Source organism: Saccharopolyspora antiqui (assembly GCF_052246905.1).
Lineage (GTDB): Bacteria > Actinomycetota > Actinomycetes > Mycobacteriales > Pseudonocardiaceae > Saccharopolyspora.
In genome coordinates this window covers 96,927-120,844 of record NZ_JBQQBO010000020.1, presented here as the reverse complement: position 1 = coordinate 120,844, position 23,918 = coordinate 96,927, and the positions used below count along the sequence as shown (strand labels likewise).

Below are 23,918 nucleotides of genomic sequence, written 5' to 3'. Positions count from 1 at the left end.
GGCCCGCGGTGGGCATTCGTTCGCTCGGCTATCTGCGCATCGAGGCGACCGACGTCGAGGCGTGGCGGGTGTTCGGGTTGAAGGTGCTGGGCGTGGTCGAAGGCACCGGCTCCGATCCGAACGCGCTGTACCTGCGGATGGACGACTTCCCGGCACGGCTGGTGATCCTGCCCGGCGAGGCGGACCGGCTGGCCGCCTCGGGCTGGGAGGTCGCCAACGCCGGGGAGCTGGACGAGGTGAAAGGGCGGCTGGAGGCCGCTGGTGTGCCGTACAAGGACGGCACCGCGGACGAACTGGCCGACCGGCGGGTTGGCGGACTGATCCGGTTCACCGACCCGTCCGGCAACGGGCTGGAGGTATTCCACGGGGTGGCGTTGCAGCACCGCCGCGTGGTGAGCCCCTACGGGCACCGGTTCGTCACCGAAGAACAGGGCCTCGGGCACGTGGTGCTGTCCACCCACGACGATGCCGCGGCGCTGCGGTTCTACCGGGACGTGCTGGGGTTCCGGCTGCGGGACTCGATGCGGCTGGCCCCGGAACTCCTCGGCCGCCCGGCCGATGCGGAACCGGCCTGGCTGCGGTTCTTCGGCTGCAACCCGCGCCACCACAGCCTGGCGTTCCTGCCGATGCCGACGCCCAGCGGGATCGTGCACCTGATGGTCGAGGTCGCCGATGTCGACGACGTCGGCCTGGCGCTGGACCGCGCGCAGCGCCGGAAGGTGCCGATGTCGGCGACGCTCGGTCGGCACGTCAACGACCTGATGCTGTCGTTCTACATGAAGGCGCCGGGCGGTTTCGACGTGGAGTTCGGCTGCGAGGGCAGGCAGGTCGACGACGCGGACTGGATCGCCCGGGAGAGCACCGCGGTGAGCCTGTGGGGCCACGACTTCAGCGTCGGCGCCCGCCCCCCGTCATGAGCCCCGAGGTGAAGGGCACCTTTTACCAACATACTTGGCGAAAGGTGCCCCTCACTCCGGAACCGGCGTCGTTCCGGCGGGTGCTGGGGCACTTCTGCACCGGGGTGACGGTGGTGACCGGTCTGGACGGGCCGCGGCCGGTGGGCTTCGCCTGCCAGTCGTTCGCGGCGCTGTCGCTGGATCCGCCGCTGGTGCTGTTCTGCCCATCGCGCACCTCCCGAACCTGGCCGGTGCTGGAGCGCACCGGGCGGTTCTGCGTCAACGTGCTCGCCCAATCGCAGCAGGCGGTCAGCACCACGTTCGGCCGCAGCGGTGCGGACAAGTTCGCCGGTCTGGCCTGGCACCCCGCCCCATCCGGCGCCCCGATCCTGGACGGCGCCCTGACCTGGATCGACTGCCGCGTCGAAGCGGTCCACGAAGCAGGCGACCACCACATCGTCACCGGCCGAGTCGAAACCCTCGGCAACCCAACCAACGACCAACCCCTCCTCTTCCACCAAGGCACCTACACAACAACCACCCAAACCCCAGACCCAACACCACCAGACCTAGCCACCTTCCTAACCACCACCAACCCCGACGACTGGATCTAAACCCCCCAAACAGAGCCGAAGGGCACCTTTGACCGGCATAGTCGGTCAAAGGTGCCCTTCACTCCTCACTCGTTCGTGGTTTGGGTGAGGGGCACCCGTGACCCAGTTACTTGGTCACGGGTGCCCCTCACCTGGCGCTCGACGGGGTTCGCGGGCGCCTGTCGGTGTCGGCGGATTGGTCAGGGGAGGCGTTCGATGATGGTGGCGGTGGCTAGTGCGCCTCCGGCGCACATCGTGATCAGGGCGGTGGTGGCGTCGCGGCGTTCCAGCTCGTGCAGGGCGGAGGTGATCAGCCGGGCTCCGGTGCTGCCTACCGGGTGACCCAGCGCTATCGCGCCGCCGTTGACGTTGACCCGGTCCAGATCCGGTTCGTGCACCGATGCCCAGGACAGCACGATCGAGGCGAACGCCTCGTTGACCTCGAACAGATCGATGTCGCCGAGCTTCATCCCGCTGAGCTCCAGGACCCGCTGGGTGGCCTGCACCGGGCCGTCCAGGTGGTAGTACGGCTCACCGCCCACCAGGCACTGCGCGACGATCCGGGCGCGCGGGCGCAAGCCGAGTTCGGCAGCGCGGTCGGCGTCGGCCAGCAGCACCGCAGCGGCGCCGTCGGAGATCTGCGACGACGTCCCGGCCGTGTGCATTCCGTCTGCCAGCACGGGTTTCAGGCCGCCCAGGGCCTGCATGCTGGTGTCGCGCAGCCCCTCGTCGCGGGTCACCGGCTCGGCATCGGGGACCCGCACCGGGACGATCTCGCGATCGAACCGACCCGCTCGCCAGGCGGCCTGCGCGCGGTCCTGGGAACGCAGGCCGAAGGCGTCGAGGTCTTCGCGGCTCAGTCCGCGGCGCGCGGCGATGCGGTCGGCGGCCTCGTACTGGTTCGGCAGGTCGATGTCCCAGGAGTCCGGGCGCGGCATGCCGACATCGGTGCCGAGGTTGCTGCGCAGCGGCACCCGGCTCATCGCCTCCACCCCGCAGGAGATGCCGACCCGCACCGCATCGGCGGCGATCAGCGCGGCGATGAGATGGGTGGCCTGCTGCGCCGAACCGCACTGGGCGTCCACTGTGGTGCAACCGACCTGGTGCGGCAGCCCGGCGTGCAGCCAGGCGGTGCGGGTGACATTGTTCGACTGCTCTCCGGCCTGCGTCACGCAGCCGCCGATCACCTGGTCGGCTTCGGCGGCGTCGATGCCCGCGCGGTCGAGCAGACCGCGTTGCACGCCGCCGAGGATCTCGGCGGCGTGCAGTCCCGAAAGCCGTCCCCGGCGTTTGCCGATCGGGGTGCGGACTGCTTCCACGATCACCGGATTGCCCACCTGGGCCTCCTCTCGGACGACAGCTGAGATCAAAGTAGAACATGTTTCTTTGAATGGACAAGTGTCTCGCTGCGACTTGATCAAAAGGTGTTGATACTTGCTCGATTCACGGATAGTTACAGGGGTTTACTGAATCTTGCAAGTGTGGTTCTCTTGATTAGAACTCGTTTCAATTCTTGGTCGGAAAAACCGTTGCTGTAGGAGGTAGCCGTGGTCGCACCGCGCATTCCGGAGGGCTTCGACTTCACCGATCCCGACCTGCTCGCCGAACGGCTGCCGCTGGCCGAGTTCGCCGAGCTCCGCCGCACCGCGCCGGTCTGGTGGAACCGGCAGCCCGACCGGTGCGGCGGCTTCGACGACGAGGGGTTCTGGGTGATCAGCAGGCACGCCGACGTCAAGGAGATCTCCCGGCGCAGTGACGTGTTCTCCAGCTGGGAGAACACCGCGATCATCCGGTTCAACGACAGCATGACCCGCGAGCAGATCGAACTGCAGCGCTTCATCATGCTCAACATCGATCCGCCGCAGCACACCAAGCTGCGCAAGATCGTGCAGCGCGGCTTCACCCCGCGCGCCATCAACAGCCTCCGAGCAGTGCTGCAGGACCGGGCGCAGCACATCGTCAACGACGCGCGCTCGCGGGGCAGCGGCGACTTCGTCACCGACGTGGCCTGCGAGCTGCCGTTGCAGGCGATCGCGGAGTTGCTGGGACTGCCGCAGGAACACCGCAAGGAGATCTTCGACTGGTCGAACCAGATGGTCGGCTACGACGACCCGGAATACGACATCCAGCCGGAGGCCGCCGCGGCCGAGATGCTCGGCTACTTCACGAACATGGCCGAGCAGCGCCGCGGCTGCCCGATGGATGACATCGTGAGCAAGCTGGTGCACGCCGACATCGACGGCAACGCGCTGACTTCCGACGAGTTCGGCTTCTTCGTGATCCTGCTGGCGGTGGCGGGCAACGAGACCACCCGCAACGCCATCACGCACGGCATGCTGGCGTTCCTGGACAACCCGGAGCAGTGGGAGCTCTACAAGCAGCAGCGCCCGGCGACCACCGCCGACGAGATCGTCCGGTGGGCCACCCCGGTGGTTTCGTTCCAGCGCACCGCAACCGCCGACACCGAGATCGGCGGGGTCGAGATCAAGCGGGGCCAGCGGGTCGGCATGTTCTACAGCTCGGCGAACTTCGACCCGGAGGTCTTCGACTCCCCGGAGCAGTTCGACATCACCCGCGACCCCAACCCGCACGTCGGCTTCGGCGGCACCGGCGCGCACTACTGCTTGGGCGCGAGTCTGGCCCGCCTGGAGATCGACCTGATCTTCAACGCGATAGCCGACCACATGCCCGACATCAAGCGGATCGGCGAACCCCGGCGCCTGCGCTCCGGCTGGCTCAACGGCATCAAAGAAGTCCAGGTCCAATACACCTGATCAGCTGATGAGTGAGGGGCACCCGTGACCAAGTAACTGGGCCACGGGTGCCCCTCACCTACATCCAAAACCCGCGATCGGGTGGTGAGTGAAGGGCACCTTTGGCCGAGTAAGCCGGTCAAAGGTGCCCTTCACCTGGGGAAAATCACTCGGTGGGGTGGAGGGTGGCGATGGCTCTGTCGAATTCCCAGAAGGCGCGCATCGAGTGGATCTGGCCTTGGTTGTTCACGTTGTAGATGAAGACGCCTTCGGCGTCCATCGCGTTGCCGTCGGGTAGGAACGTGGTGATCCGGCCGATGTTGGCGACTTCGTGGCCTGCGGCGAAGGAGTCGTGGATGTGGAACTCGATGCGTTCGGCTTGGGCGATGGCCAGGTCCCAGAACGTGGCGATGCCCTCGGGGCCGCGGTGGCCGCGGCCCTCCGGGTCGAAGATCGACGGTCCGACCGGATCCTCCACCACACCGTCCGGGGCGAACAGCGCCACCCACTCGTCCTTCGCGCCCCGCACCACCGCGCTCATCGACGCCAGCGCCGCGTCGCGAGCCGGATGCGGCTCCCGACTCGCCGTCCAGTGCACGCCGTCGCCCATGCCCGCCTCCCCGGTCGAAGGTGCTGGGTGAGCGGGGTCGCTCACCCGGACACCGTTCAGAGTTGGTTGATGACTTCGGCGGCGAATTTCGCGATGGAGTCCTGCTTCGCGCTCAGCTCCGCGTCGAAGCCGTGGCCGTCGAACAGCCACGGAACCACGATCGCATCCGTCACACCGATCTCGGCCTGCTCCCGATACCCGTCGACGCCGAACCGGTCCACGCACACGCCCTGGATCTCGAACGGTTCAGCCGCGCGCCCGTACGAGGCACGCAGCTCGCCCAGTCGATCGATGGTGGTGCGCAGCTCCGCCAGACCCATCATCGCCGACGCCCAGCCGTCGCCGACCCGCGCGGCTCGCCGCAGCGCGGCCTCGGTGTGCCCGCCGATGTAGATCGGCACCGGCCGACTCGGCGCGGGGCTCATCCGCAACCGGTCGAAGTCGAAGAACTCGCCGTGGTACTCGACCATTCCGCCGCCCAGGATCAGCCGCAGGACCTCGATCGCCTCGTCCACCCGCGCGCCGCGCTTCGCATACGGCGCCCCGCACCACTCGAACTCCTCCGGCGCCCAACCGAGCCCGAGGCCCAGCCCGAAGCGATCTCCGGTGAGCACCGCCACTGAACCGACCTGCCGCGCCAGCAGCACCGGGTTGCGCGGCCCGAGTTTGAGCACCGACGTGTAGAACCGCAGGTGCGAGGTGACCGCACCCATCGCCGCCGCGGCGACCAGCGGATCGGTCCAGGGCGTCTGCGCGGTCCACATCCGCGAGCCGTCCGGGGTGTAGGGGTATTCCGCCGAGACGCGTTCGGAGTAGAACAGCGAGTCCGGCAGGGCGATCGCGGCGAATCCGCATTCCTCGGCGGTGCGGGCCAGCTCGGTGAGCTGGTCCAGCGGGCACATCGCCACCGACAGCGTGAACTTCATCGTTCCCCCGGTTTCTGCGCGCCGACAACCCACATGGAGAAGTACTGCGAGCCGCCGCCGTAGGCGTGGCCCAACGCGGTGCGGGCACCGTCCACCTGGTGCTCGCCCGCCTTTCCGGTCACCTGCATGGCCGCTTCGGCGAACCGCAGCAGTCCGGAGGCGCCGATCGGGTTCGACGACAGCACCCCGCCGGAGGGGTTCACCGGCAGTCGCCCGTCCAGCGCGGTTTCCCCGGCCTCGGTCAGCTTCCAGCCTTCGCCGACGGCCGCGAAGCCCAGGTTCTCCAGCCACATCGGCTCGAACCAGGAGAACGGCACGTAGATCTCGGCGGCGTCCACTTCGGACAGTGGATCGGTGATGCCCGCCTGCTGCCACAACGCCGCCGCCGCGTCCCGACCGGCCCGCGGATCGACCTGGTCCCGACCGGCGAAGGTGGTCGGCTCGGTGCGCATCGCGGTGGCGTGGATCCAGGCGGCCGGTCCGGTCGCCGCTGCCTCGGCACCGATGATCAGCGCGCACGCGCCGTCGGAGGACGGGCAGGTCTCGTCGTAGCGGATCGGATCCCACAGCATCTGCGAGGCCAGCACCGATTCCAGGGTGATGTCGGCCTGTTTGAGGTGGGCGTAGGGGTTGCGGGCGCCGTTGCGCCGATCCTTGACCGCCACCATGGCGCCGATGTGCTCGGGCGCCCCCGAGCGGCGGATGTAGGACCGGACGTGCGGCGCGAAGTAACCGCCCGCCCCGGCACCGACCGGCATGTTGAACGGCGGCAGGATCGACAGTGCCCACATCGCGTTCGACTCGGACTGCTTCTCGAACGCCACGGCCAGCACCCGCCGGTGCACCCCGCCCTGCACCAGGCTCGCGGCCACGTTGCCGGTCGAGCCGCCCACCGACCCGGCGGTGTGCACCCGGAGCAGCGGTTTCCCGGTCGCTCCGAGGGAATCGGCCAACTGCAGCTCCGGCATCATCACGCCCTCGAACAGATCCGGCGCCTTGCCGATCACGACGGCGTCGATGTCCGGCCAGTCCAGGCCCGCATCGGCCAACGCGCGCTCGGCGGCCTCCCGGCACAGCCCGGCGATCGAGACGTCGTGCCGCTTGCTGGTGTGGTGCGTCTGGCCGGTCCCGAGGACCGCCGCCAACCGCTTGCCCATCAGGACCATCCCCGCATCACGCAGACCAGGTTCTGCTGCAGCGCCGGACCGCTGGTGGCGTGCGCCAACACCTTCGCGGCCCGCCCATCCATCACGCGCGTCGCGGCCTCGCCGATGCGCGCCAGCCCGGCCGCGAACATGGGGTTGCCGCACAGCGCTCCGCCGGAGAGGTTGATCGCGACGTCGTCATCGAGTCCGATCGCCCGGCGCAACAGGATTTCCTGGTGGGTGAACGGCGCGTGCAACTCCGCGAGTTCGACACCGTCGGCACCGGCCGCGCGGGCAGCCGCTCCGGTCGACGCCGATCGGCGCAGGTCGCGGGCGCCGAGACTGCCCGATTCGATGCGGTGTTCCAAACCGGTGATCCAGGCGGGTCTTTCGCGGATCTGCCGAGCCCGCTGCTCGCTGGCCAGCACGACCACGGCAGCGCCATCGGTGATCGGCGCGCAGTCGTGGGCCCGCAGCGGATCGGCGACGTAGGGCGCGGCGAGCAGCTCGTCCGCCTCGACCGATCCGGACAGCTGGGCGCTGGGGTTCGCGCTGGCCGCCGAGCGGCTGCGCGCGGCGACGGCGGCCATGTCGCGTTCGGTCCAGTCCCCGGCGTCCAGGCCGAGGCGGGCCTGCAGTCCGGCGATGCTCACCGAATCCGGCCACAGCGGGGCGACCGCGTACGGGTCGAGCTGCAGGGTGAGGGTGCGGCGCAGGTCGCCCGCCGAGGACTTCCCGAAGCCGTAGACCAGTGCGGTGTCGACCTCGCCGGTGCGGATCTTCACCCACGCCTCGTACAGCGCCCACGCCGCGTCCATCTCCACGTGCGACTCGTTGATCGGCGGAAAGGCGCCGATGGCGTCGATCGCGGCGATGAACGAGAACGCCCGGCCCGCCAGGTAATCCGATGATCCGGAGCACCAGAACCCGATGTCCTCCTTCGTCAACCCGGTGCTGGCCAGCACTTCCTGGAAGATCGGGACCAGCATCTCGACGCCGTTGGTGGTGCCCTGGGTGGCGCGCACGTTCGGTGCCTGCGCGAACCCGACGACCGCTACGTCTGTCACGACGGACTCCCGGAGAAGCTCAAAGGTGTTGGGCGTAGGACTCGAAGGGCGCGTCGGGTTCGCCGGTGGGGTGGAAGTGGTCGATGTTCTCCAGCGTGTTCCCCCACTGTTCGCGGGGTTTCCACACCGCGCGCACCCGCATCCCCATCCGGACCTCCTCGGCCGCGCAGCCCAGCACCAGGTGCAGGAAGGCGATGTCGGCGCCGTCGAGCAGCACGTACGCCGACACGTACGGCGGTTTGAGGCGCTGGCCCAGGAACGGGACGTTGACGATGCAGAAGGTGGTGACGATGCCGGTGTCGGGGAGTTCGACTTCCTCCTCGGTGGGCACCCCGTCGGTCGGGCACGCGCCGCGCGGTGGGATGTAGACCTTCTCGCACGCCGGGCAGCGCTGGCCGAGCAGCCGACCGTCGGCCAGTCCTCGCAGGTACCGACTCTCCTCGGGCGACGCCGAGTGCTGGTAGTGCAGGTGCACCGGGGTGGTCAGCATCGTGACGGGTTCCGGTTGGGGGTGGATATCCTTGCTGTTACCGGACTTTTCACTCACGACCGCCTGCTCCGGCTCGAAGCAGGCGATGTCGCGGATGCCGTTGCCGCGTTCCTCGGCCCAGCGCACCCGCACCCGCATCCCGGTGCGGATCTGCTCCGGTGCGGGCACGTCGACGGCGTGCAGCATGGGGGTGTCGGCGCCGTCGAGCAGCACGAACGCCCAGGCGAACGGGTGCCGCAGCGGCTGGCCTTCCAGCGGCTCGGGCATCCACGTCCAGCTCACGACGGTGCCGCGGGATCGGACCGGCACGAATTCGTCGAGCGCGGCGGCGGTTTCCGGGTCGTACTCGACCGGTGGCACGTGCACCCGCCCGTCGCTGCCGCGCACCCCGATGATGCGGCGCTCGCGCAACGCGGTGGCGAACCGGCCGTGCACCGGCCCGAGGGATCGGGTGTAGTCGAAGCCGACTTCCAGCGGTGCGCTGAGTGGTTCGGAGAGGCCAGTCACACAGTGAAGTGAAACATGTTCTCGATTTTGGGGCAATATGCGGGCACGATGGCAGGCGGGCCGGTTCATCGTTGCCCGGCAGCACAAGGAGGTTCGCAGATGAGGATCGGGCTTCAGCTCGGTTACTGGGGTGCGGCGCCGCCGTCGAATGCGGAAGAACTCGTTCTCGAAGCCGAGCGCGCCGGATTCGACGGGGTCTTCGCGGCGGAGTCCTGGGGGTCGGATGCGTTCACCCCGCTGGCCTGGTGGGGCTCGCGGACCAGTCGGGTGCGACTGGGTACCTCGGTCGCGCAGATCGCCGCGCGCTCGCCCGCGTCCTGCGCGATGCACGCGCTGACCCTGGACCACCTCTCCGGCGGGCGCTGCGTGCTGGGGCTGGGCGTGTCCGGGCCGCAGGTCGTCGAAGGCTGGTACGGCGCGCCGTTCGCCAAACCGCTTGCGCGGACCAGGGAATACGTCTCGATCGTGCGCCAGGTGCTGGCCCGCGAAGCCCCGGTCCGCAATGCCGGACCGCACCACCGGTTGCCCTACGACGGCCCCGGTTCGCTCGGACTGGGCAAGTCGCTGCGCCCGATAACCCACCCGCTGCGCGCCGACCTGCCGATCTGGCTGGGCGCCGAGGGCCCGCGAAACGTCGCCCAGACCGCCGAGATCGCCGACGGATGGCTCGCGGTGTACTACTCGCCGCGCGTCGCCGCGATGTACGACGAGTGGCTGGCCGAGGGATTCGCCCGGCCGGGAGCTCGCCGCAGCCGCGATGAGTTCGAGATCGCGGCCAGCTGCCAGATCCTCGTCACCGACGACCCGGCCGCCGAACGGGCTCGGCTGAAGCCCTCGCTCGCGCTCTACATCGGCGGGATGGGGGCGCCCGGGATGAACTTCCACGCCGAGCTGTTCCGGCGGATGGACTACGGGTCGGCGGTGGACGACGTGGTGCGGCTGTTCGCCGCCGGGCGCCGGGCGGACGCGGTGTCGGCGGTGCCCGACGAGATGGTCGACGACGTCGCCATCATCGGCGACGCCCACGAGGTGCGAAATCGGGTGCGGGAGTGGGAGAAGGCCGGAGTTAGCACGCTGCTGGTCGGCTGCCGCGACGTCGCGCAACTCCGCGGCATCGCCGACGCGCTGCGACTCGTCGACGAACCGGGCTTGTCGACAAACGGGGGCTTGCCGACGAACTATAACAAGTTCTAGCTTGGGGGCGCTGCTGATTCCGGTGCGTCATCGTCGACAGGAGACCGCCGTGTCCGACATTGGACTGTGGAAGATCGCCGAGCAACAACCGAACCGGACCGCGGTGGTCACGCCGGATGGCGGATCGGTCAGCTACGCCGAACTCGCCGCCGCGGCCGACCGCTACGGGCGCGGTCTGCAGGGCATGGGGTTGGACGTCGGCGACAGCATCGTGCTGATGCTGCCCAACGGTGCGGATCTGCTCGCGGCGTACTTCGCGGCGTTGCAGTGCGGGCTGTACGTGGTGACGGTGAACTGGCACCTGGTCGGCGCCGAGGTCGGCTACGTGATCGAGGACAGCGGGGCGAAGGCGTTCGTGGCGCACGAGAGGTTCGCCGAGGTGGCCTCGGATGCCGTGGCCCGCAGCGGGCTGCCCCCATCGGCGCGGTTCGCCGTTGGCGAGATCCCGGGCTTCCACCGGCTCGCCAGCCTCGGCGCGCAGGAGCCGTCGAAGCGTCCGGACGTGCGGACGACTGGTTCGCCGATGCTCTACACCTCGGGCACGACCGGTCGGCCCAAGGGTGTTCGCCGCCCGCTGACCGGGGGTGATCCCGACCAGGTCCCGGCGGCGGCGACGTGGTTCTTCGGCATCTTCGACCTGGGCCCCTTCGACGACCACGTGCACCTGTGCGGTTCGCCGCTGTACCACACCGCGGTGCTCAACTTCGCCAGCTACTCCATCCAGTTCGGGCACACCGTGGTGCTGATGGACCGCTGGAATCCGGAGGAAATGCTCCGGCTGATCGAGCGGCACCGCGTCACCCACACGCACATGGTGCCCACCCAGTTCCACCGGCTGCTGGCGCTGCCGCCGGAGACCCGTGAGCGCTACGACGTTTCGTCGCTGCGCGCGGCGATCCACGGTGCCGCGCCGTGCCCGCCCGAGGTCAAGCGGGCGATGCTGGAGTGGTGGGGCCCGGTGGTGGTGGAGTACTACGCGGCGACCGAGGGCGGCGGCACGTCGATCACCGCCGCGCAGTGGCTGGCCAAGCCAGGTTCGGTCGGCACGGCCTGGCCGGGTTCGACGGTCAAGGTGCTCGGCGAAGACGGCGCGGAACTGCCACCCGGTGAGATCGGCACGGTCTACATGCGGATGGGCACATCCCGCTTCGAATACCACCGGGACGCCCAGAAGACCGAGCAGGCCCGGGTCGGTGACCTGTTCACCCTCGGCGACGTCGGTTACCTCGACGCCGACGGCTACCTGTACCTCTGCGACCGCAAGAGCGACCTGATCATCTCCGGCGGCGTGAACATCTACCCAGCCGAGATCGAGAACGCCCTGTCAGTACACCCGAAGGTCGCCGACGTGGCGGTCTTCGGCGTCCCGCACCCAGACTGGGGCGAAGAGGTCAAAGCCGTAGTACAACCAGCCGAAGGCATCGAACCAAACGACCAGCTGGCCGCAGAACTACTCACCTTCGCCACCGACCGACTGGCGAAGTTCAAAATCCCACGCACCATCGACTTCACCACCGAACTCCCCAGAGACCCCAACGGAAAACTCTACAAACGCAAACTCCGCGCCCCGTACTGGACCAACCAGAACCACGCGATCTAACGGGAGTGAAGGTTAAGGAGTGAAGGGCACCTTTGACCGACTATGCCGGTCAAAGGTGCCCTTCACTCGTAACCCGTCCAGGGGAACCGGTGCTTTGCCAGGTTCGATCGGCGTACGTCTTCGCCGATCAGGTGGTGGGTGAGGGGCACCCGTGACCGAGTAACTGGGTCACGGGTGCCCCTCACTCCGTTCGTCGATTGGTTAGCGGGCGCGGAAGTTGGGTTTGCGTTTTTCGGTGAAGGCTTTGGGGCCTTCTTTGGCGTCTTCGGTGGTGAAGACTGCCATGCCGAGTTGGGCGTCTACTTTGAACGCTTCGTTTTCTGGCAGGGCCTCGGTTTCTCGCATGGTGCGTAGGATGGCCTGGACGGCTAGGGGGCCGTTTGCGGCGATTAGGTCTGCTAGTTCCAGTGCTTTGGTCAGGGCTTGGCCGTCTGGGACGACGTGGCCGATCAGGCCGAGTTCCTTGGCTTCTGGTGCGAGGATGTGCCTGCCGGTCAGCAGGATGTCCGCTGCCGCGGTGTAGGGGATCTGCCGTGGTAGTCGAACGGCGGAGCCGCCCAGTGGGAACAGGCCCCACCTGGCTTCCGAGACGCCGAACCGGGCGCTAACGCCAGCCACCCGGATGTCGGTCGCCTGCAGGATTTCCGTCCCGCCCGCCACCGCGGGCCCCTCCACGGCGGCGATCAGCGGCTTGGTGAGGCGACGGCCCTTGAGCAGGGGTTCGATGACGGACATGTCCATCCCGCGGGCGGTGTCGCCGGGGTGGGCCTGCGTCATGGCCTTCAGGTCCGCGCCGGCGCAGAACGCGCCGCCCGCGCCGGTGAGCACGCACACCCGGATGTCGTCGTCGTGGTCGACTTCGTCCCAGGCCTGCCGCATGATCTGCAGCATCGGCCCGGAAAGCGCGTTGCGGACCTCGGGTCGGTTCATCGTCACCACGAGCACCGCACCACGCCGCTCGACAAGGCAGTGGGGCTGCTCGACGACTTCAGTTGTCGACGTCATGGGAACCTTTCCGCGCTTCGGGGGTCGAAAGTTGTCCAGCTGGCGGGGCGGGGAGTTCAGCTCTTCGGGCCCTTGTCCAAAACGATAACACGTTCTACTTTCTGTGGAATGGCGTACAACATCGCAGATCTCTTCGAGCACGCCGTCGATCTGGTGCCAGATCGCGTCGCCGTGGTCTGCGGCGAGCGTCGGCTGACCTTCGCGCAGCTGGACCAGCGGGCCAACCGGCTGGCGCACCACTTCACGGCCAACGGCCTCGGGGCCGGTTCGCACATCGGGGTCTACTCCCGAAATTCCATCGAGGCACTGGAAACCATGCTGGCGGCCTACAAGATCCGCGCCGTGCCGATCAACATCAACTTCCGCTACGTGCCGAGGGAATTGCGCTACATCTTCGACAACGCGGACCTCGCCGGGCTGGTGCACGAGCGCCGCTACAGCGCGAACGTGGCCCAGGTACGACCGGATTTCCCCGAACTGCGCCAGATTCTCGTCGTCGAGGACGGCACCGCCGAGGACTGCACCGGTTTCGGCGGTGTCGAATACGAGTCGGCGCTCACCGGCCAACCGGCCGATCGGGACTTCCCGGCGCGCAGCGGCGACGACCTCTACCTGCTCTACACCGGCGGCACCACCGGCATGCCCAAGGGCGTGATGTGGCGGCACGAGGACGTCTGGCGGGTGCTCGGCGGCGGGATCGACTTCATGACCGGCGAGCGGATGCTCGACGAGTGGCAGCAGGCGCGCGCCGGTGCCGAAGGCGGCACCCTGGTCCGGCTGCCCGCGGCGCCGTTCATCCACGGGGCCGCGCAGTGGGCGAGCTTCGGCGCCCTGTTCGCCTGCAGCCCGGTCGTGTTCGTGCCGCAGTTCGACGCGCACGAGGTGTGGCGCGCGATCCAGCGGGAGCGGGTCAACGTGCTGGCGATCGTGGGTGACGCGATGGCCCGACCGCTCATCGAGGCCTACCACGATGGCGGCTACGACGCGTCGTCGCTGTTGGCGATTTCCAGCAGCGCGGCGCTCTTCTCGCGGTCGGTGCAACACCAGTACCTCGACGCGCTGCCCAACGTGGTGATCACCGACTCGATCGGCTCATCGGAGACCGGGTTCAGCGGCATCGGCGTCATCACCCGCGACGCCGAGCAGACCGGCGGGCCGCGCGTCACCGCCGACCGCTCCACGGTCGTCATCCGCGACGACGGGAGCTTCGCGCCGCCCGGCGAGATCGGCTGGCTGGCGCGCACCGGGCACGTCCCGCTCGGCTACTACCGGGACGAGGAGAAGTCGCGGTCGGTGTTCGTCGAGATCGATGGCCAGCGGTACGTCGTGCCCGGCGACTACGCGCGGATCGAGGCCGATGGCACCGTGACGATGCTGGGGCGCGGCTCGGTGTCCATCAACACCGGTGGCGAGAAGGTCTTCCCGGAAGAGGTCGAGGCCGCGCTGAAGTCCCATCCGGACGTGTTCGACGCCCTGGTCGTCGGGGTGCCGGACGAGCGCCTCGGCCAGCGGGTCGCGGCCGTCGTGCAGCCAAGGGCCGGTGCGGTGCCGCGGCTGGCCGAACTCGACGCGCACGTCCGGACCTGGATCGCCGGGTACAAGGTGCCGCGCAGCCTGTGGCTGGTGGCCGAGGTGACCCGGTCACCCAGCGGAAAACCCGACTACACCTGGGCGAAGCGGCACACCGAGACGAACGAGCCCAGCGACGTGCGCGACCCGTCGCGGCGCGAGACCGCCATCGAACCGAGTTGAGCGCCTTTTGAAGCGGCGCAGCCGCTTGCAACTCGCACCGCCACGCAGAACGAGTCCGGAGACAGGATCTGAGGGCCAATGCGAACGACACTGTGCGACACCCTGGGCATCGAGCACCCGATCGTCGGTTTCACACCGTCCGAGCACGTCGCCGCGGCGATCAGCCGGGCCGGTGGCTTGGGGGTGCTCGGCTGCGTGCGGTTCAACGACGCCGACGACCTGGACGCGGTGCTGGACTGGATGGACCACAACACCGATGACAAGCCGTACGGGGTGGACGTGGTGATGCCCGCGAAGATCCCGACGGAGGGCGCCGCGGTCGATCTGCGGCAGCTGATTCCACCGGAGCACCAGGAGTTCGTGCGGCGGACGCTCACCAAGCTGGGGGTGCCGGAGCTGCCCACCGACGAACAGCACGCGGACGGCGTGCTGGGTTGGCTGCATTCGGTGGCCCGGTCCCATGTGGACGTTGCGCTGCGGCACCCGGTGCGGTTGATCGCCAACGCGCTGGGCTCACCCCCGACGGACGTCATCGAGCAGGCGCACCACCACGACGTGCTGGTGGCCGCGCTGGCGGGCAAGGCAGAGCACGCCCGTCGGCACGTCGACAACGGGGTGGACATCGTGGTGGCGCAGGGGCACGAGGCTGGTGGGCACACCGGCGAGATCGCCACGATGGTGCTGGTGCCGGAGATCGTCGACGCCGTCGGGGACCGGGTGCCGGTGCTGGCGGCCGGTGGCATCGGGTCCGGACGGCAGATCGCGGCAGCCCTGGCACTCGGCGCCAGCGGGGCCTGGATGGGCTCGTACTGGCTGACCACCAGCGAGTACCAGCAGATGCCGGGCAATTCGGCGACGCAGCGGGCGCTGCTGGCGGCGGGCTCCAGCGACACGGTGCGCTCGCGCATCTACACCGGGAAACCGGCGCGGCTGCTCAAAACCCGTTGGACCGACTCGTGGGAGGAACCCGACGCGCCGGAGCCGCTGCCGATGCCGCTGCAGAACATCCTGGTCAGCGAGGCCCACCAGCGCATCATGCGCTCCGGGGACCCCGGTGTCGTGTCGATGCCGGTGGGTCAGATCGTCGGCCGGATGAACGAGATCCGCCCGGTCGCCGAAGTCCTGACCGACCTCCTCGCCGAACTCGACGAAACCATCACCACGCTCGACAAGCTCCGCTGATGGGCGGCGCGTCACCGGGCTCGGTGCAGCGCCCAGAACCCCGATTCTTCGGCCAGAACCTGGTAGGTCGTGCCGGGGTGCAGTTCGAGGAGGTACTCGCGCATTTCGGCGGCATTCTTGTCCGGCTCGTAGACCGCGATGTACTCCGGGGCGACCCCCTCGGTGTTGGCTATCCAGAACACCCGGCATCGGCTGGTGAGATGCGCGGCGGTGGCGTTGTTGGCCGCGACCGTCGCGCCGTCGGGGATCCGGTCCAACACGCTCGACGCGGCCGTGGCGTCCTGGTCGAAGCGCTCGCCGTCGCTCGGGACCAACCAGGAGATGGGCAGCGTGACGCTCAAGGCGACCGCCGCCGCCAGGACGACGCCCGGCAGGTGCGAGGCGTAGCCCCGCAGCCAGGACGGGTGTGTCGCGCGCACCCTGGCGATGGCGTCGACCATGGCCAGCGTGACGATCGGCATCAGCACCGCGTTGTAGTGCCAGTCCGTGCTCCAGTAGTGCTCCTCCTGGGACAGGAATCGCCATGCGAACGTCGGGAGGGCGATGAGCAGCAGCGGTGAGCCGACGGCGATCAGCCCGGTCGTCGGCAGCAGGATCCAAAGCGCGGTGCTGAACTTCTCGCCCGCGCCTTCCAGCAGTGACGCGGGGAAAGCCACCTCACCGGCGATCTTGTCCCAGTACCGGTAGGTGCCCGAGGTGTTGAACGACGGGATGACCAGCACGGTGATGCAGAACCACGCGACGACGAACAGCACGGCGCTCACCACGGCGACGCGGACGAACCTCTTGTCGTGCTTCCCGGCGAGGACGGCGAGCACCACCGCGAAGGCGGCCGCGGTGAGCGAGAGGTCGTCCTTGACCAGCACGAGCGGCGCGCACCAGGCGAGGGCCCGCCACCACCGCTGCGACAACATCGCTTCGAGCGCGAAAGCGATGAGCGGGACGGCGAAGCAGATCTCGTGGAAGTCGAAGTCGACGGCCCGTTGAACGCCCCACGACAGGCCGTAGGCAACGCCCACCGCCCGCCCCCTGGCGTTGCCGAGCAACCTGGTGGCCGCCCTGGTCACCGGGACCACGGACAGCGCGAAAAGGGCTGCCTGCGCGACGAGCAGGGTCTGCGCGGACGGGAACACGAAGTAGATCGGCGCGAGGAGGGCCAGGATCGGGCTGAAGTGGTCGCCGAAGATGACGAACCCGGGCCCCAGCAGGTCCGAGACGGGCGTGCGGCCCTCCGCGTAGGACCGCACGACCTGCTCGAAAATGCCCAGGTCCCACGACATGGAGGCGTACCCGGCGTACCGCGACAGCGAGATCGCCACGTAGCAGACGTAGAACGCCCCGCAAAGCAGGTAAGGGATCACCCGGCTCGACACCGCTGGGCGGTCGGAACTTGCGGGTGCGGTAGTGGTGGATGCTTCGATGATCGTGATCATGGTGCTTCCGTGCTGTTCGAAGTGCTGGCGGGCGCGGAACTGGTGGGGTTGCTGGTCCTGGGCGGCTCACTGGTGAGCGAGCTCGGGGGCGCGCTGATGATCTCGGGAGGGGCCGACAGCGCGTAGAACTCCTCGAACTCTTCGACGGTCAAGACTCGTGCGCTCCCCGTGCGGTGCCTTTCATGAATCCTCTACCCCGACACCGACGATCTCGGTTGACATCCCCGCCGAAATTCCGCGCCCGATGTGAGCACCCTCACGAGCACCCCGCGTCGCGAGATGGGTGAGGGGCACCCGTGACCCAGTTACTCGGTCACGGGTGCCCCTCACCCGCTGTCATTCGGTGCGGGGGTGCGGTTATTGGATTGGGGTGTAGGTGGGGTTCGGGTTGGGACGGTGCCAGATCGGGTCGGGGGTCTGGCAGCGTTCGGCGGCCAGTCGGCGTTTGAGGATCTTGAACGTCGCCGTGCGGGGGAGTTCCGCGGCCAGGCGGATGTAGCTGGGCCATTGCTTGGGGCCCAGGTCGGGTTGTGCCGCGAGGAAGTCGCCCAAGGCGGCGGGGGAGAAGTCGGGAGTCGTGACGAGCGCGGCCATCACCTGGTCTCCGACTTGCGGGTCCGGGATCCCGTAGACGGCTGCCTCGGTGATCTCCGGGTGCCGCAGGAGGATTCGTTCGATCGGCGCGGTGCCGAGGTTTTCGCCGTCCACCCGCAGCCAGTCGGCCGAGCGGCCCGCGAAGTGGCAGAAGCCGTTCGCGTCCAGGTAGGCGAGGTCGCCGCTGAAGTACATGCCGTCGCGCATCCGTTCCGCGTCGGACTCCGGCGCGTTGTAGTAGCCCGCGAACCAGCCCGAACCCGCGGTGTTGACCAGCTCGCCGATCGCTTCGTCGGGGTTGAGCAGTTGGCCGTCGGCGGAGAATTCGGCCGTGGCACAGGGTTTTCCGGTGTCCGGGTGGAGCACGGCGACGCCGTCCGGGAGGCGGCCCAGCGCGCCGGGTGGGGTGTCCGGGGTGCGGGCCACGGCTATCCCGCCTTCGGTGGAGCCGAAGCCGTCGACGACGCGGCAGCCGAACCGCTCGGCGAACCGGGCGAGGTCCCGTTCGTTGCCCTCGTTGCCGTACACCAGCCGCAGCGGGTTGTCGGCGTCGTCCGGGCGCGCCGGGGTGGCCAGGATGTGCGCGAGCGGTTTGCCCACGTAGTTGGCGTAGGTCGCGCCGAAGCGCCGCACGTCGGGCAGGAAGCCCGAGGCCGAGAACCGGTGCCGCAGCGCGATGGCGGCCCCGGCGGCAAGGCCGACCGCCCAACCCGCCATCAGCGCGTTGGAGTGGAACAGCGGCATCGCCACGTACACCACGTCGTCGCCGGTCAGGCCGAACCGGTCGGCCAGCATCCGGCCGGGGAAGGCGATCTTGCCGTGCGTGCAGCGGACCGCCTTGGGCTCGCCGCCGGTCCCGGAGGTGAACACCAGCACGAGCAGGTCGTCAGGTGTCGCCGGAACCGGGTCGATGCGGCTACCGGCATGCTCGGCGAGCAGCGAAGACCACGACGGCCCGTCGACGACCAGCACCTCCGCCGAACCGAGGTCGAGCCCGGCCAGCAGTTGCGCGTGCGGGCTGTCGGTGACGATCAGCTGGCAGTCGGTCAGCCGGACATCGCGGGCCAAGGCCGCACCGCGCCGCGTCGGGTTCAGCCCCACCAGCACGGCCCCGGACAGCGCGGCGCCGCCGAGCAGGAACGCGAACTCCGGCACGTTGCCGAGCAGCACACCAACGTGGCGGGGACGATCCGCGCGCAGCCGAGAACGCAGCAGCGACGCGTACTGGGCGCAGCCGCGCAACTGCTCGGCCCACGACCACGCGCGGTCGGCGAACCGCAGTCCGCAGCTGTTGTCGTCGGCACGGGCCAACAGGAGTTCGGTCACCGTCGGCGTCATGTCAGTCCACCAGCGCGTCGCCGAGCCGCCCCAACTGCGCCGCCGCGCCACCGAGGAAGAACTCGTTGCGCTTGGCCGCGACGAAGTAGCGGTGCAGCGGGTGGTCGAGGTCGATGCCGACACCGCCGTGGACGTGCACCGCGGTGTGCGCGACGCGGTGTCCGGCTTCGGCGGCCCAGAACTTCGCGGTGGCGACCTCGGTCGCGCAAGGCAACCCCTCCTCGACCCGCCACGCCGCCTGCCACAGCGTCAGGCGCACGGCCTCCACGTCGATGAAGGCGTCCGCCAACCGCTGGGCGACGGCCTGGAAGCTGCCGATCGGACGCCCGAACTGCACGCGCTCGCGGGCGTATTCGCTGGTCAGCTCAAGCGCCCGCGCGAGGACACCCACCTGGTGGGCGCACCCTCCGACGGTCGCGCGGTTGATCAGCCAGTCCAGCACCGCCGAATCCGGGCCGAGCACCTGGTCATCGCCGAGCCGCACGCCGTCCAGGTCGAAGAAGGCCTCGCTGTCGGAATCGACGATGCGCTGGCGCTGGAGGGCGAGCTGCGCGGCCTCGACCAGGAACACCCGTGGCCCCTCCGGTGTCGATGCGGGCACCAGCACCAGATCGGCGACGGGCCCGGCTGGCACCGTGGTCTTCGTGCCGGTGAGCACCCATTCGCCATCCAACCGCTGCGCGCGGCAGGCGGGTCGGTGCGGGTCGGGGTTGTTCTCCTCGGTCAGCGCGGCGGTGAGCACCAGTTCGCCGTTCGCGGCCGGAACCGCCCAGCGCCGCTGCTGTTCGGGCGTGCCGAACTGGGCCAGTGCCGCGGCAGCCGTGGTGATCGAGGCGAGGTAGGGCACCGGGGCGACCGCGCGGCCGATCTCGATCAGCACCGAGCACTGCTCCAGCAACCCGAATCCGCCACCGCCTACCGAGCTCGGCAGTGCCGCCGACAGCACCTCGGCCCGCGCCAACTGTGTCCACAGTGCACGGTCGAAGCGGTCCGGTGCGCGCTCGACCTCGCGCAGCCGCTCGTTGGTCGCCCGGTCGCCGAGGATCTTCCTGGCCAGCCCGGACAGGTCGGTCTGCGCTTCGGTGCACGAGAAGTCCACGAATCCTCCTCAAGGTCTGGTCCGAACCGGTGGCGGGTTCGGTGCTCGGGTGTCCGGTCAGCGTTTGGCGGGGGGTAGGCCCAGGCCGACCGCGGCGACGATGTCGCGTTGCACCTCGTTGGTGCCGCCGCCGAAGGTGAGGATCAGCGCCGAGCGGTGCATGCGTTCGATCCGGCCGCGAAGCGCCGCACCCGGCGAACCGTGGCGCACGTATGCGGCGCTGCCGAGCACTTCCATCAGCAGCCGGTAGGCCTCGATGGCGAACTCGGTGCCGTACACCTTCGTCGCCGACGCGGTGGCCGGTGCGGGCTGCTGCTCGACAGTGGTGGCGATCTTCCAGTTGACCAGCTTGAGGAACTCCACCCCGGCGTGCACGCGGGCCAGGTGCCGCCGCACCCACTCCTGGTCGAGCACCCGGCGCCCGTCGGCGAGCCGGGTTTCCCGCGCCCACTCCAGCACTTCGTCCAACGCCAGCCGCAGCGGCGCCGATGAGGTCAGCGCCACCCGCTCGTGGTTGAGCTGGTTGGTGATCAGCGGCCAGCCCTCGTTCTCGGCGCCCACCAGGGCCGAGGTCGGCACCCGCACGTCCTGGTAGTAGGTGGCGCTGGTGGTCGGCCCGGCGACGGTGTGCACCGGGGTCCAGGAGAAGCCGGGTGCGGCGGTGGGCACGATCAGGATGCTCAGGCCGCGGTGCTTCTTCGCCTCCCGGTCGGTTCGGCAGGCCAGCCACACGTAGTCCGCGTACTGGATCAGGCTTGTCCACATCTTCTGGCCGTTGACCAGGTATTGCTCGCCGTCCCGGTCGGCGGTGGTGCGCAGCGAGGCGAGGTCGGTGCCCGCCTCCGGCTCGGAGTAGCCGATCGAGAAGTGGATCTCGCCGGAGGCGATTCGCGGCAGGTAGAACGACTTCTGCTCCGGGGTGCCGAAGCGCATGATGGTCGGCGCGATGCTGTTGAGCGTCAGGAACGGCACCGGGGCACCGGCGATCGCCGCCTCGTCGGTGAAGATCAGCTGCTCCAGCATGCTGCGGTTCTGCCCGCCGTACTCCGCTGGCCAGCCCAGCGCGAGCCAGCCGTCCGCGCCCATCTGCCGGACCAGTTGCTGGTAGGCGACGCCGTCGCCGTAGTCGCCGTGCGCGGTCAGTTCCTCGCGGAGCTCGGGTGTCATGAGCTTGCCGAAGTAGCGGCGCAGCTCCTTGCGCAGCTGCTCCTGCTCAGGCGTGTAGGCGATGCGCATGCATCCCTCCTGCGTGCCGAGAGGTGTGTGGAACATGTTTCATCAACCATAGTCCGAGTGGGGTGCGGCGGTCGACATGCGACTCTTGAACAAGCACATTTGCCGAATTGGCGCGTTGGATGATGCATAGAAACTGGTTCTATTGGACGGGTGACTGTTCGGGTTGACGCCGAACGGAGCAGTGACTCGCCTGCGAACGGCTCGTTGTGAGGTTGGACGGCCTGTCGTCCGGCTCGATCCGCCGGTCGTCTAGAACTGGTTGCACCCGTTTGTTCCAGTGCGTATCCCAATGTTCCAGGATTTGTCGCGCGGACCTTGCTAGTTCATGAGAACACGTTCTAATGTGTCGTGGATAACAGCTCCCGCAGCGGCGCGGGCGATCTCGGTGAGGTGACCAACCGGTGAAAGCAGCGGTGCTCAAGCAGATCGGTGATGACAAGCTGGACGTGCGGACTGATGTCGCCACCACCGCGCCCGGCCCCGACGAAGTCCGAGTGCGCATCAAGGCGGCCGGTGTCTGCCACAGCGACGTGTCCGCGATGAACGGCGCGCTGCCCGCGTTGGCACCCGGCGTGATGGGCCACGAAGGCGCCGGTGAAGTCTTGGAAGTCGGCAGCCAGGTGACCGAGCTGGCGCCCGGCGACCACGTGGTGCTCTCGTTCGTGCCACCGTGCGGTCGGTGCGCGTACTGCCTGGGCGGCCAGCCGAACCTGTGCGAGGTGCACACCGTCGCCGCGTTCGTCTCGCCGCGGTTCGAAATCGGCGGCGAGCCCGCGTTCGGCTTCGGCGGCTGCGGGGCCTTCGCCGAGGAAGTCGTGCTGCCCAGCGCGGGTGCCAACCGAGTCGATGCCGACATCCCCTTCGAAGTCGCCGCGCTCATCGGCTGCGGGGTGCTCACCGGGGTCGGCGCGGTGCTCAACACCGCGCGGGTAGAACCCGGGTCCACCGTGGTCGTCATCGGCTGCGGCGGAGTCGGCATCTCGGTCATCCAGGGCGCCCGGTTGGCCGGTGCCGCGCAGCTCGTCGCGGTCGACCCGGTGACCGAAAAGCACGCCGCGGCAAAGCAATTCGGCGCTACGCACGCCACCACGCCGGACGGCCTGGCCGAGGTGCAGAACGCGGTGACCGGTGGTCGCGGGTTCGACTACGCCATCGAGGTGGTCGGATCGGCCGCCACGATCCGCGCCGCCTACGACGCGACTCGACGCGGCGGCACCGCGGTGATCGTCGGTGCCGGTGGGCCGGAGCAGAAGGTCGAGTTCAACGCGCAGGAGTTGTTCATCAACGAGAAGAAGATCCTGCCGTCGTTCTACGGCTCGGCGGATCCGCGCCGGGACACCGCGCGGATGGTGAACCTGTGGCGTGCCGGGCGGCTCGACCTGGAAGGCATGATCTCCCGCCGGATCCGGCTCGACGACATCAACGAAGGCCTGGCCGCGCTGAAGAGCCCCAGCGGCGCCTTGGTGCGGCAGATCGTGACCTTCGACTGAGACCGGGGGTAGCGGTGCGGAGCCTGGCGGGAAAGGTCGCGGTCGTCACCGGCGCCGGGGCGGGGTTGGGCCGTGCGGAGGCGCTGGCGCTGGCGCGTGCCGGTGCCGACGTGGTGGTCAACGACGTTTCGGAGCACGCCTCGGCGGTCGTCGCGGAGATCGAGGACCTCGGCGGCAAGGCCGTGGCCGTCGTCGGGGACGTCTCGGACAGCGCCACCGCCGATCAGCTGGTCGCGACCGCGGTGCAGCGATTCGGCGGCCTGCACGTGGTGGTGAACAACGCCGGGGTGTTGCGGGACCGGATGTTGTTCAAGATGAGCGAGCAGGAGTGGGACGACGTGATCCGCGTCCACCTGCGCGGCCATTTCCTGCTGTCCCGCAACGCGGCCGCGCACTGGCGCGAGCAGTACAAGCAGACCGGATCGACCTACGGCAGCCTGATCAACACGGCTTCCGAAGCGTTCTTGCTCGGATCCCCGGCGCAGCCGAACTACGCGGCCGCCAAGGCGGGAATCGCGGCGTTGACCGTGTCCACGGCGCGCGCGTTGGAGCGCATGGGAGTGCGGGCGAATGCCATCTGCCCGCGTGCCCGGACGGCGATGACCGAGGACATCTTCGGACCGGCACCCGAAACCGGCATCGATCCGTTGTCGACGGATCACGTGGCGCCGCTGGTCGCGTATTTGGCCGGACCTGCGGCACAAGCGATCAACGGTCAGGTGTTCGTCGTGCACAGCGGGATGATCGTCTTGATGGCGGCACCAGCTGTCGCGCAGCGCTTCGACACCGAAGGTCCGTTGTGGACCGAAGGAGAGTTGGCGGACACCGTCGGAGCTTACTTCGCAACGCGCGATCCCGGACTGAGCTTCGCCAACACCGAGTTGTCTTCCCTGCCCTAGGAGGTTTTTTGTGAGCGGCGGCAGCCGCTTGCGGTGCGAGGCGGTTGGCGATTTCGCGCGAAATCGCCGCTCTCCCTGCACCCGGGACACCGATTTCGCGCGAAATCGG

20 protein-coding genes are annotated in these 23,918 nt (G+C 68.9%); 9 read left to right on the top strand and 11 right to left on the bottom strand.

Annotated elements, in window-relative coordinates; translation table 11 throughout:
- Positions 1–8 precede the first annotated feature (8 nt).
- Both hsaC and hsaB read left to right on the top strand, forming a co-directional pair.
- Positions 9–917, top strand: a complete 909-nt coding sequence (hsaC, locus tag ACTWQN_RS27515) for an iron-dependent extradiol dioxygenase HsaC (RefSeq protein ID WP_443206483.1) — start codon at positions 9–11, stop codon at positions 915–917.
- A 44-nt stretch (positions 918–961) separates the two neighbouring features.
- Positions 962–1,510 carry a 3-hydroxy-9,10-secoandrosta-1,3,5(10)-triene-9,17-dione monooxygenase reductase subunit gene (hsaB, locus tag ACTWQN_RS27510; RefSeq protein ID WP_443206482.1) on the top strand — a complete coding sequence of 183 codons (549 nt, stop codon included), beginning with the start codon at positions 962–964 and terminating at the stop codon, positions 1,508–1,510.
- A 179-nt stretch (positions 1,511–1,689) separates the two neighbouring features.
- Here hsaB and ACTWQN_RS27505 read toward each other — a convergent pair whose 3' ends face one another.
- Positions 1,690–2,826, bottom strand: coding sequence for a steroid 3-ketoacyl-CoA thiolase (locus tag ACTWQN_RS27505; RefSeq protein WP_443206481.1), 1,137 nt, complete (start codon positions 2,824–2,826; stop codon positions 1,690–1,692).
- A gap of 210 nt (positions 2,827–3,036) precedes the next feature.
- Here ACTWQN_RS27505 and ACTWQN_RS27500 point away from each other — a divergent pair, with 210 nt between their 5' ends.
- Complete coding sequence (locus tag ACTWQN_RS27500; protein ID WP_443206480.1) at positions 3,037–4,263, top strand: cytochrome P450; 1,227 nt, start codon at positions 3,037–3,039, stop codon at positions 4,261–4,263.
- A 145-nt stretch (positions 4,264–4,408) separates the two neighbouring features.
- Here the strand turns inward: ACTWQN_RS27500 and ACTWQN_RS27495 are convergent, their stop codons facing one another.
- The 5 genes from ACTWQN_RS27495 to ACTWQN_RS27475 are packed head-to-tail and all read right to left on the bottom strand — an operon-like array spanning position 4,409 to position 8,987.
- A complete protein-coding gene (locus ACTWQN_RS27495) occupies positions 4,409–4,852 on the bottom strand; it encodes a nuclear transport factor 2 family protein (RefSeq protein ID WP_443206501.1) in 444 nt (147 codons plus the stop codon).
- A 56-nt stretch (positions 4,853–4,908) separates the two neighbouring features.
- Positions 4,909–5,778, bottom strand: a complete 870-nt coding sequence (locus ACTWQN_RS27490) for a TIGR03619 family F420-dependent LLM class oxidoreductase (RefSeq protein WP_443206479.1) — start codon at positions 5,776–5,778, stop codon at positions 4,909–4,911.
- Positions 5,775–6,935 (bottom strand): thiolase family protein, encoded by a 1,161-nt coding sequence (locus tag ACTWQN_RS27485; protein ID WP_443206478.1) that lies wholly within the window; start codon positions 6,933–6,935, stop codon positions 5,775–5,777. The genes ACTWQN_RS27490 and ACTWQN_RS27485 overlap by 4 nt, the downstream gene beginning before the upstream one ends.
- The gene (locus ACTWQN_RS27480; RefSeq protein ID WP_443206477.1) at positions 6,935–7,990 is read right to left on the bottom strand and encodes a thiolase family protein; all 1,056 of its coding nucleotides are present in this window, start codon (positions 7,988–7,990) and stop codon (positions 6,935–6,937) included. The genes ACTWQN_RS27485 and ACTWQN_RS27480 overlap by 1 nt, the downstream gene beginning before the upstream one ends.
- Before the next feature lie 19 nt (positions 7,991–8,009).
- On the bottom strand, positions 8,010–8,987 hold the full coding sequence (locus ACTWQN_RS27475) for a Zn-ribbon domain-containing OB-fold protein (protein WP_443206476.1): 978 nt from the start codon (positions 8,985–8,987) through the stop codon (positions 8,010–8,012).
- A 99-nt stretch (positions 8,988–9,086) separates the two neighbouring features.
- On the opposite strand from ACTWQN_RS27475, the gene ACTWQN_RS27470 reads away from it, so the two are divergent.
- Together ACTWQN_RS27470 and ACTWQN_RS27465 are read left to right on the top strand one after the other, a co-directional pair.
- Positions 9,087–10,181 (top strand): LLM class F420-dependent oxidoreductase, encoded by a 1,095-nt coding sequence (locus ACTWQN_RS27470; RefSeq protein ID WP_443206475.1) that lies wholly within the window; start codon positions 9,087–9,089, stop codon positions 10,179–10,181.
- A 49-nt stretch (positions 10,182–10,230) separates the two neighbouring features.
- Positions 10,231–11,781: an acyl-CoA synthetase gene (locus ACTWQN_RS27465; protein WP_443206474.1), complete on the top strand. Its 1,551-nt coding sequence runs from the start codon at positions 10,231–10,233 to the stop codon at positions 11,779–11,781.
- Between the two features lie 201 nt (positions 11,782–11,982).
- Here the strand turns inward: ACTWQN_RS27465 and ACTWQN_RS27460 are convergent, their stop codons facing one another.
- A complete protein-coding gene (locus ACTWQN_RS27460) occupies positions 11,983–12,786 on the bottom strand; it encodes a crotonase/enoyl-CoA hydratase family protein (protein ID WP_443206473.1) in 804 nt (267 codons plus the stop codon).
- 108 nt (positions 12,787–12,894) lie between these two features.
- Here ACTWQN_RS27460 and ACTWQN_RS27455 point away from each other — a divergent pair, with 108 nt between their 5' ends.
- The gene (locus tag ACTWQN_RS27455) at positions 12,895–14,538 is read left to right on the top strand and encodes an acyl-CoA synthetase (RefSeq protein ID WP_443206472.1); all 1,644 of its coding nucleotides are present in this window, start codon (positions 12,895–12,897) and stop codon (positions 14,536–14,538) included.
- Between the two features lie 78 nt (positions 14,539–14,616).
- Entirely contained in the window at positions 14,617–15,720 is a 1,104-nt protein-coding gene (locus ACTWQN_RS27450) for an NAD(P)H-dependent flavin oxidoreductase (RefSeq protein ID WP_443206471.1), read from the top strand.
- An 11-nt stretch (positions 15,721–15,731) separates the two neighbouring features.
- Here ACTWQN_RS27450 and ACTWQN_RS27445 read toward each other — a convergent pair whose 3' ends face one another.
- The 4 genes from ACTWQN_RS27445 to ACTWQN_RS27430 all read right to left on the bottom strand — a co-directional run bounded on the left by ACTWQN_RS27445 (position 15,732) and on the right by ACTWQN_RS27430 (position 21,420).
- Positions 15,732–17,153: a DUF2079 domain-containing protein gene (locus ACTWQN_RS27445; RefSeq protein ID WP_443206470.1), complete on the bottom strand. Its 1,422-nt coding sequence runs from the start codon at positions 17,151–17,153 to the stop codon at positions 15,732–15,734.
- A gap of 357 nt (positions 17,154–17,510) precedes the next feature.
- Positions 17,511–19,085, bottom strand: a complete 1,575-nt coding sequence (locus tag ACTWQN_RS27440) for a long-chain-fatty-acid--CoA ligase (RefSeq protein ID WP_443206469.1) — start codon at positions 19,083–19,085, stop codon at positions 17,511–17,513.
- A 1-nt stretch (position 19,086) separates the two neighbouring features.
- A complete protein-coding gene (locus tag ACTWQN_RS27435) occupies positions 19,087–20,184 on the bottom strand; it encodes an acyl-CoA dehydrogenase family protein (protein WP_443206468.1) in 1,098 nt (365 codons plus the stop codon).
- Positions 20,185–20,241: 57 nt separating this feature from the next.
- Positions 20,242–21,420 (bottom strand): acyl-CoA dehydrogenase family protein, encoded by a 1,179-nt coding sequence (locus ACTWQN_RS27430; protein WP_443206467.1) that lies wholly within the window; start codon positions 21,418–21,420, stop codon positions 20,242–20,244.
- Positions 21,421–21,821: 401 nt separating this feature from the next.
- Here ACTWQN_RS27430 and ACTWQN_RS27425 point away from each other — a divergent pair, with 401 nt between their 5' ends.
- Positions 21,822–22,910, top strand: a complete 1,089-nt coding sequence (locus ACTWQN_RS27425; protein ID WP_443206466.1) for a Zn-dependent alcohol dehydrogenase — start codon at positions 21,822–21,824, stop codon at positions 22,908–22,910.
- Between the two features lie 14 nt (positions 22,911–22,924).
- Complete coding sequence (locus ACTWQN_RS27420) at positions 22,925–23,809, top strand: 3-oxoacyl-ACP reductase (RefSeq protein WP_443206465.1); 885 nt, start codon at positions 22,925–22,927, stop codon at positions 23,807–23,809.
- Positions 23,810–23,918: the final 109 nt, after the last annotated feature.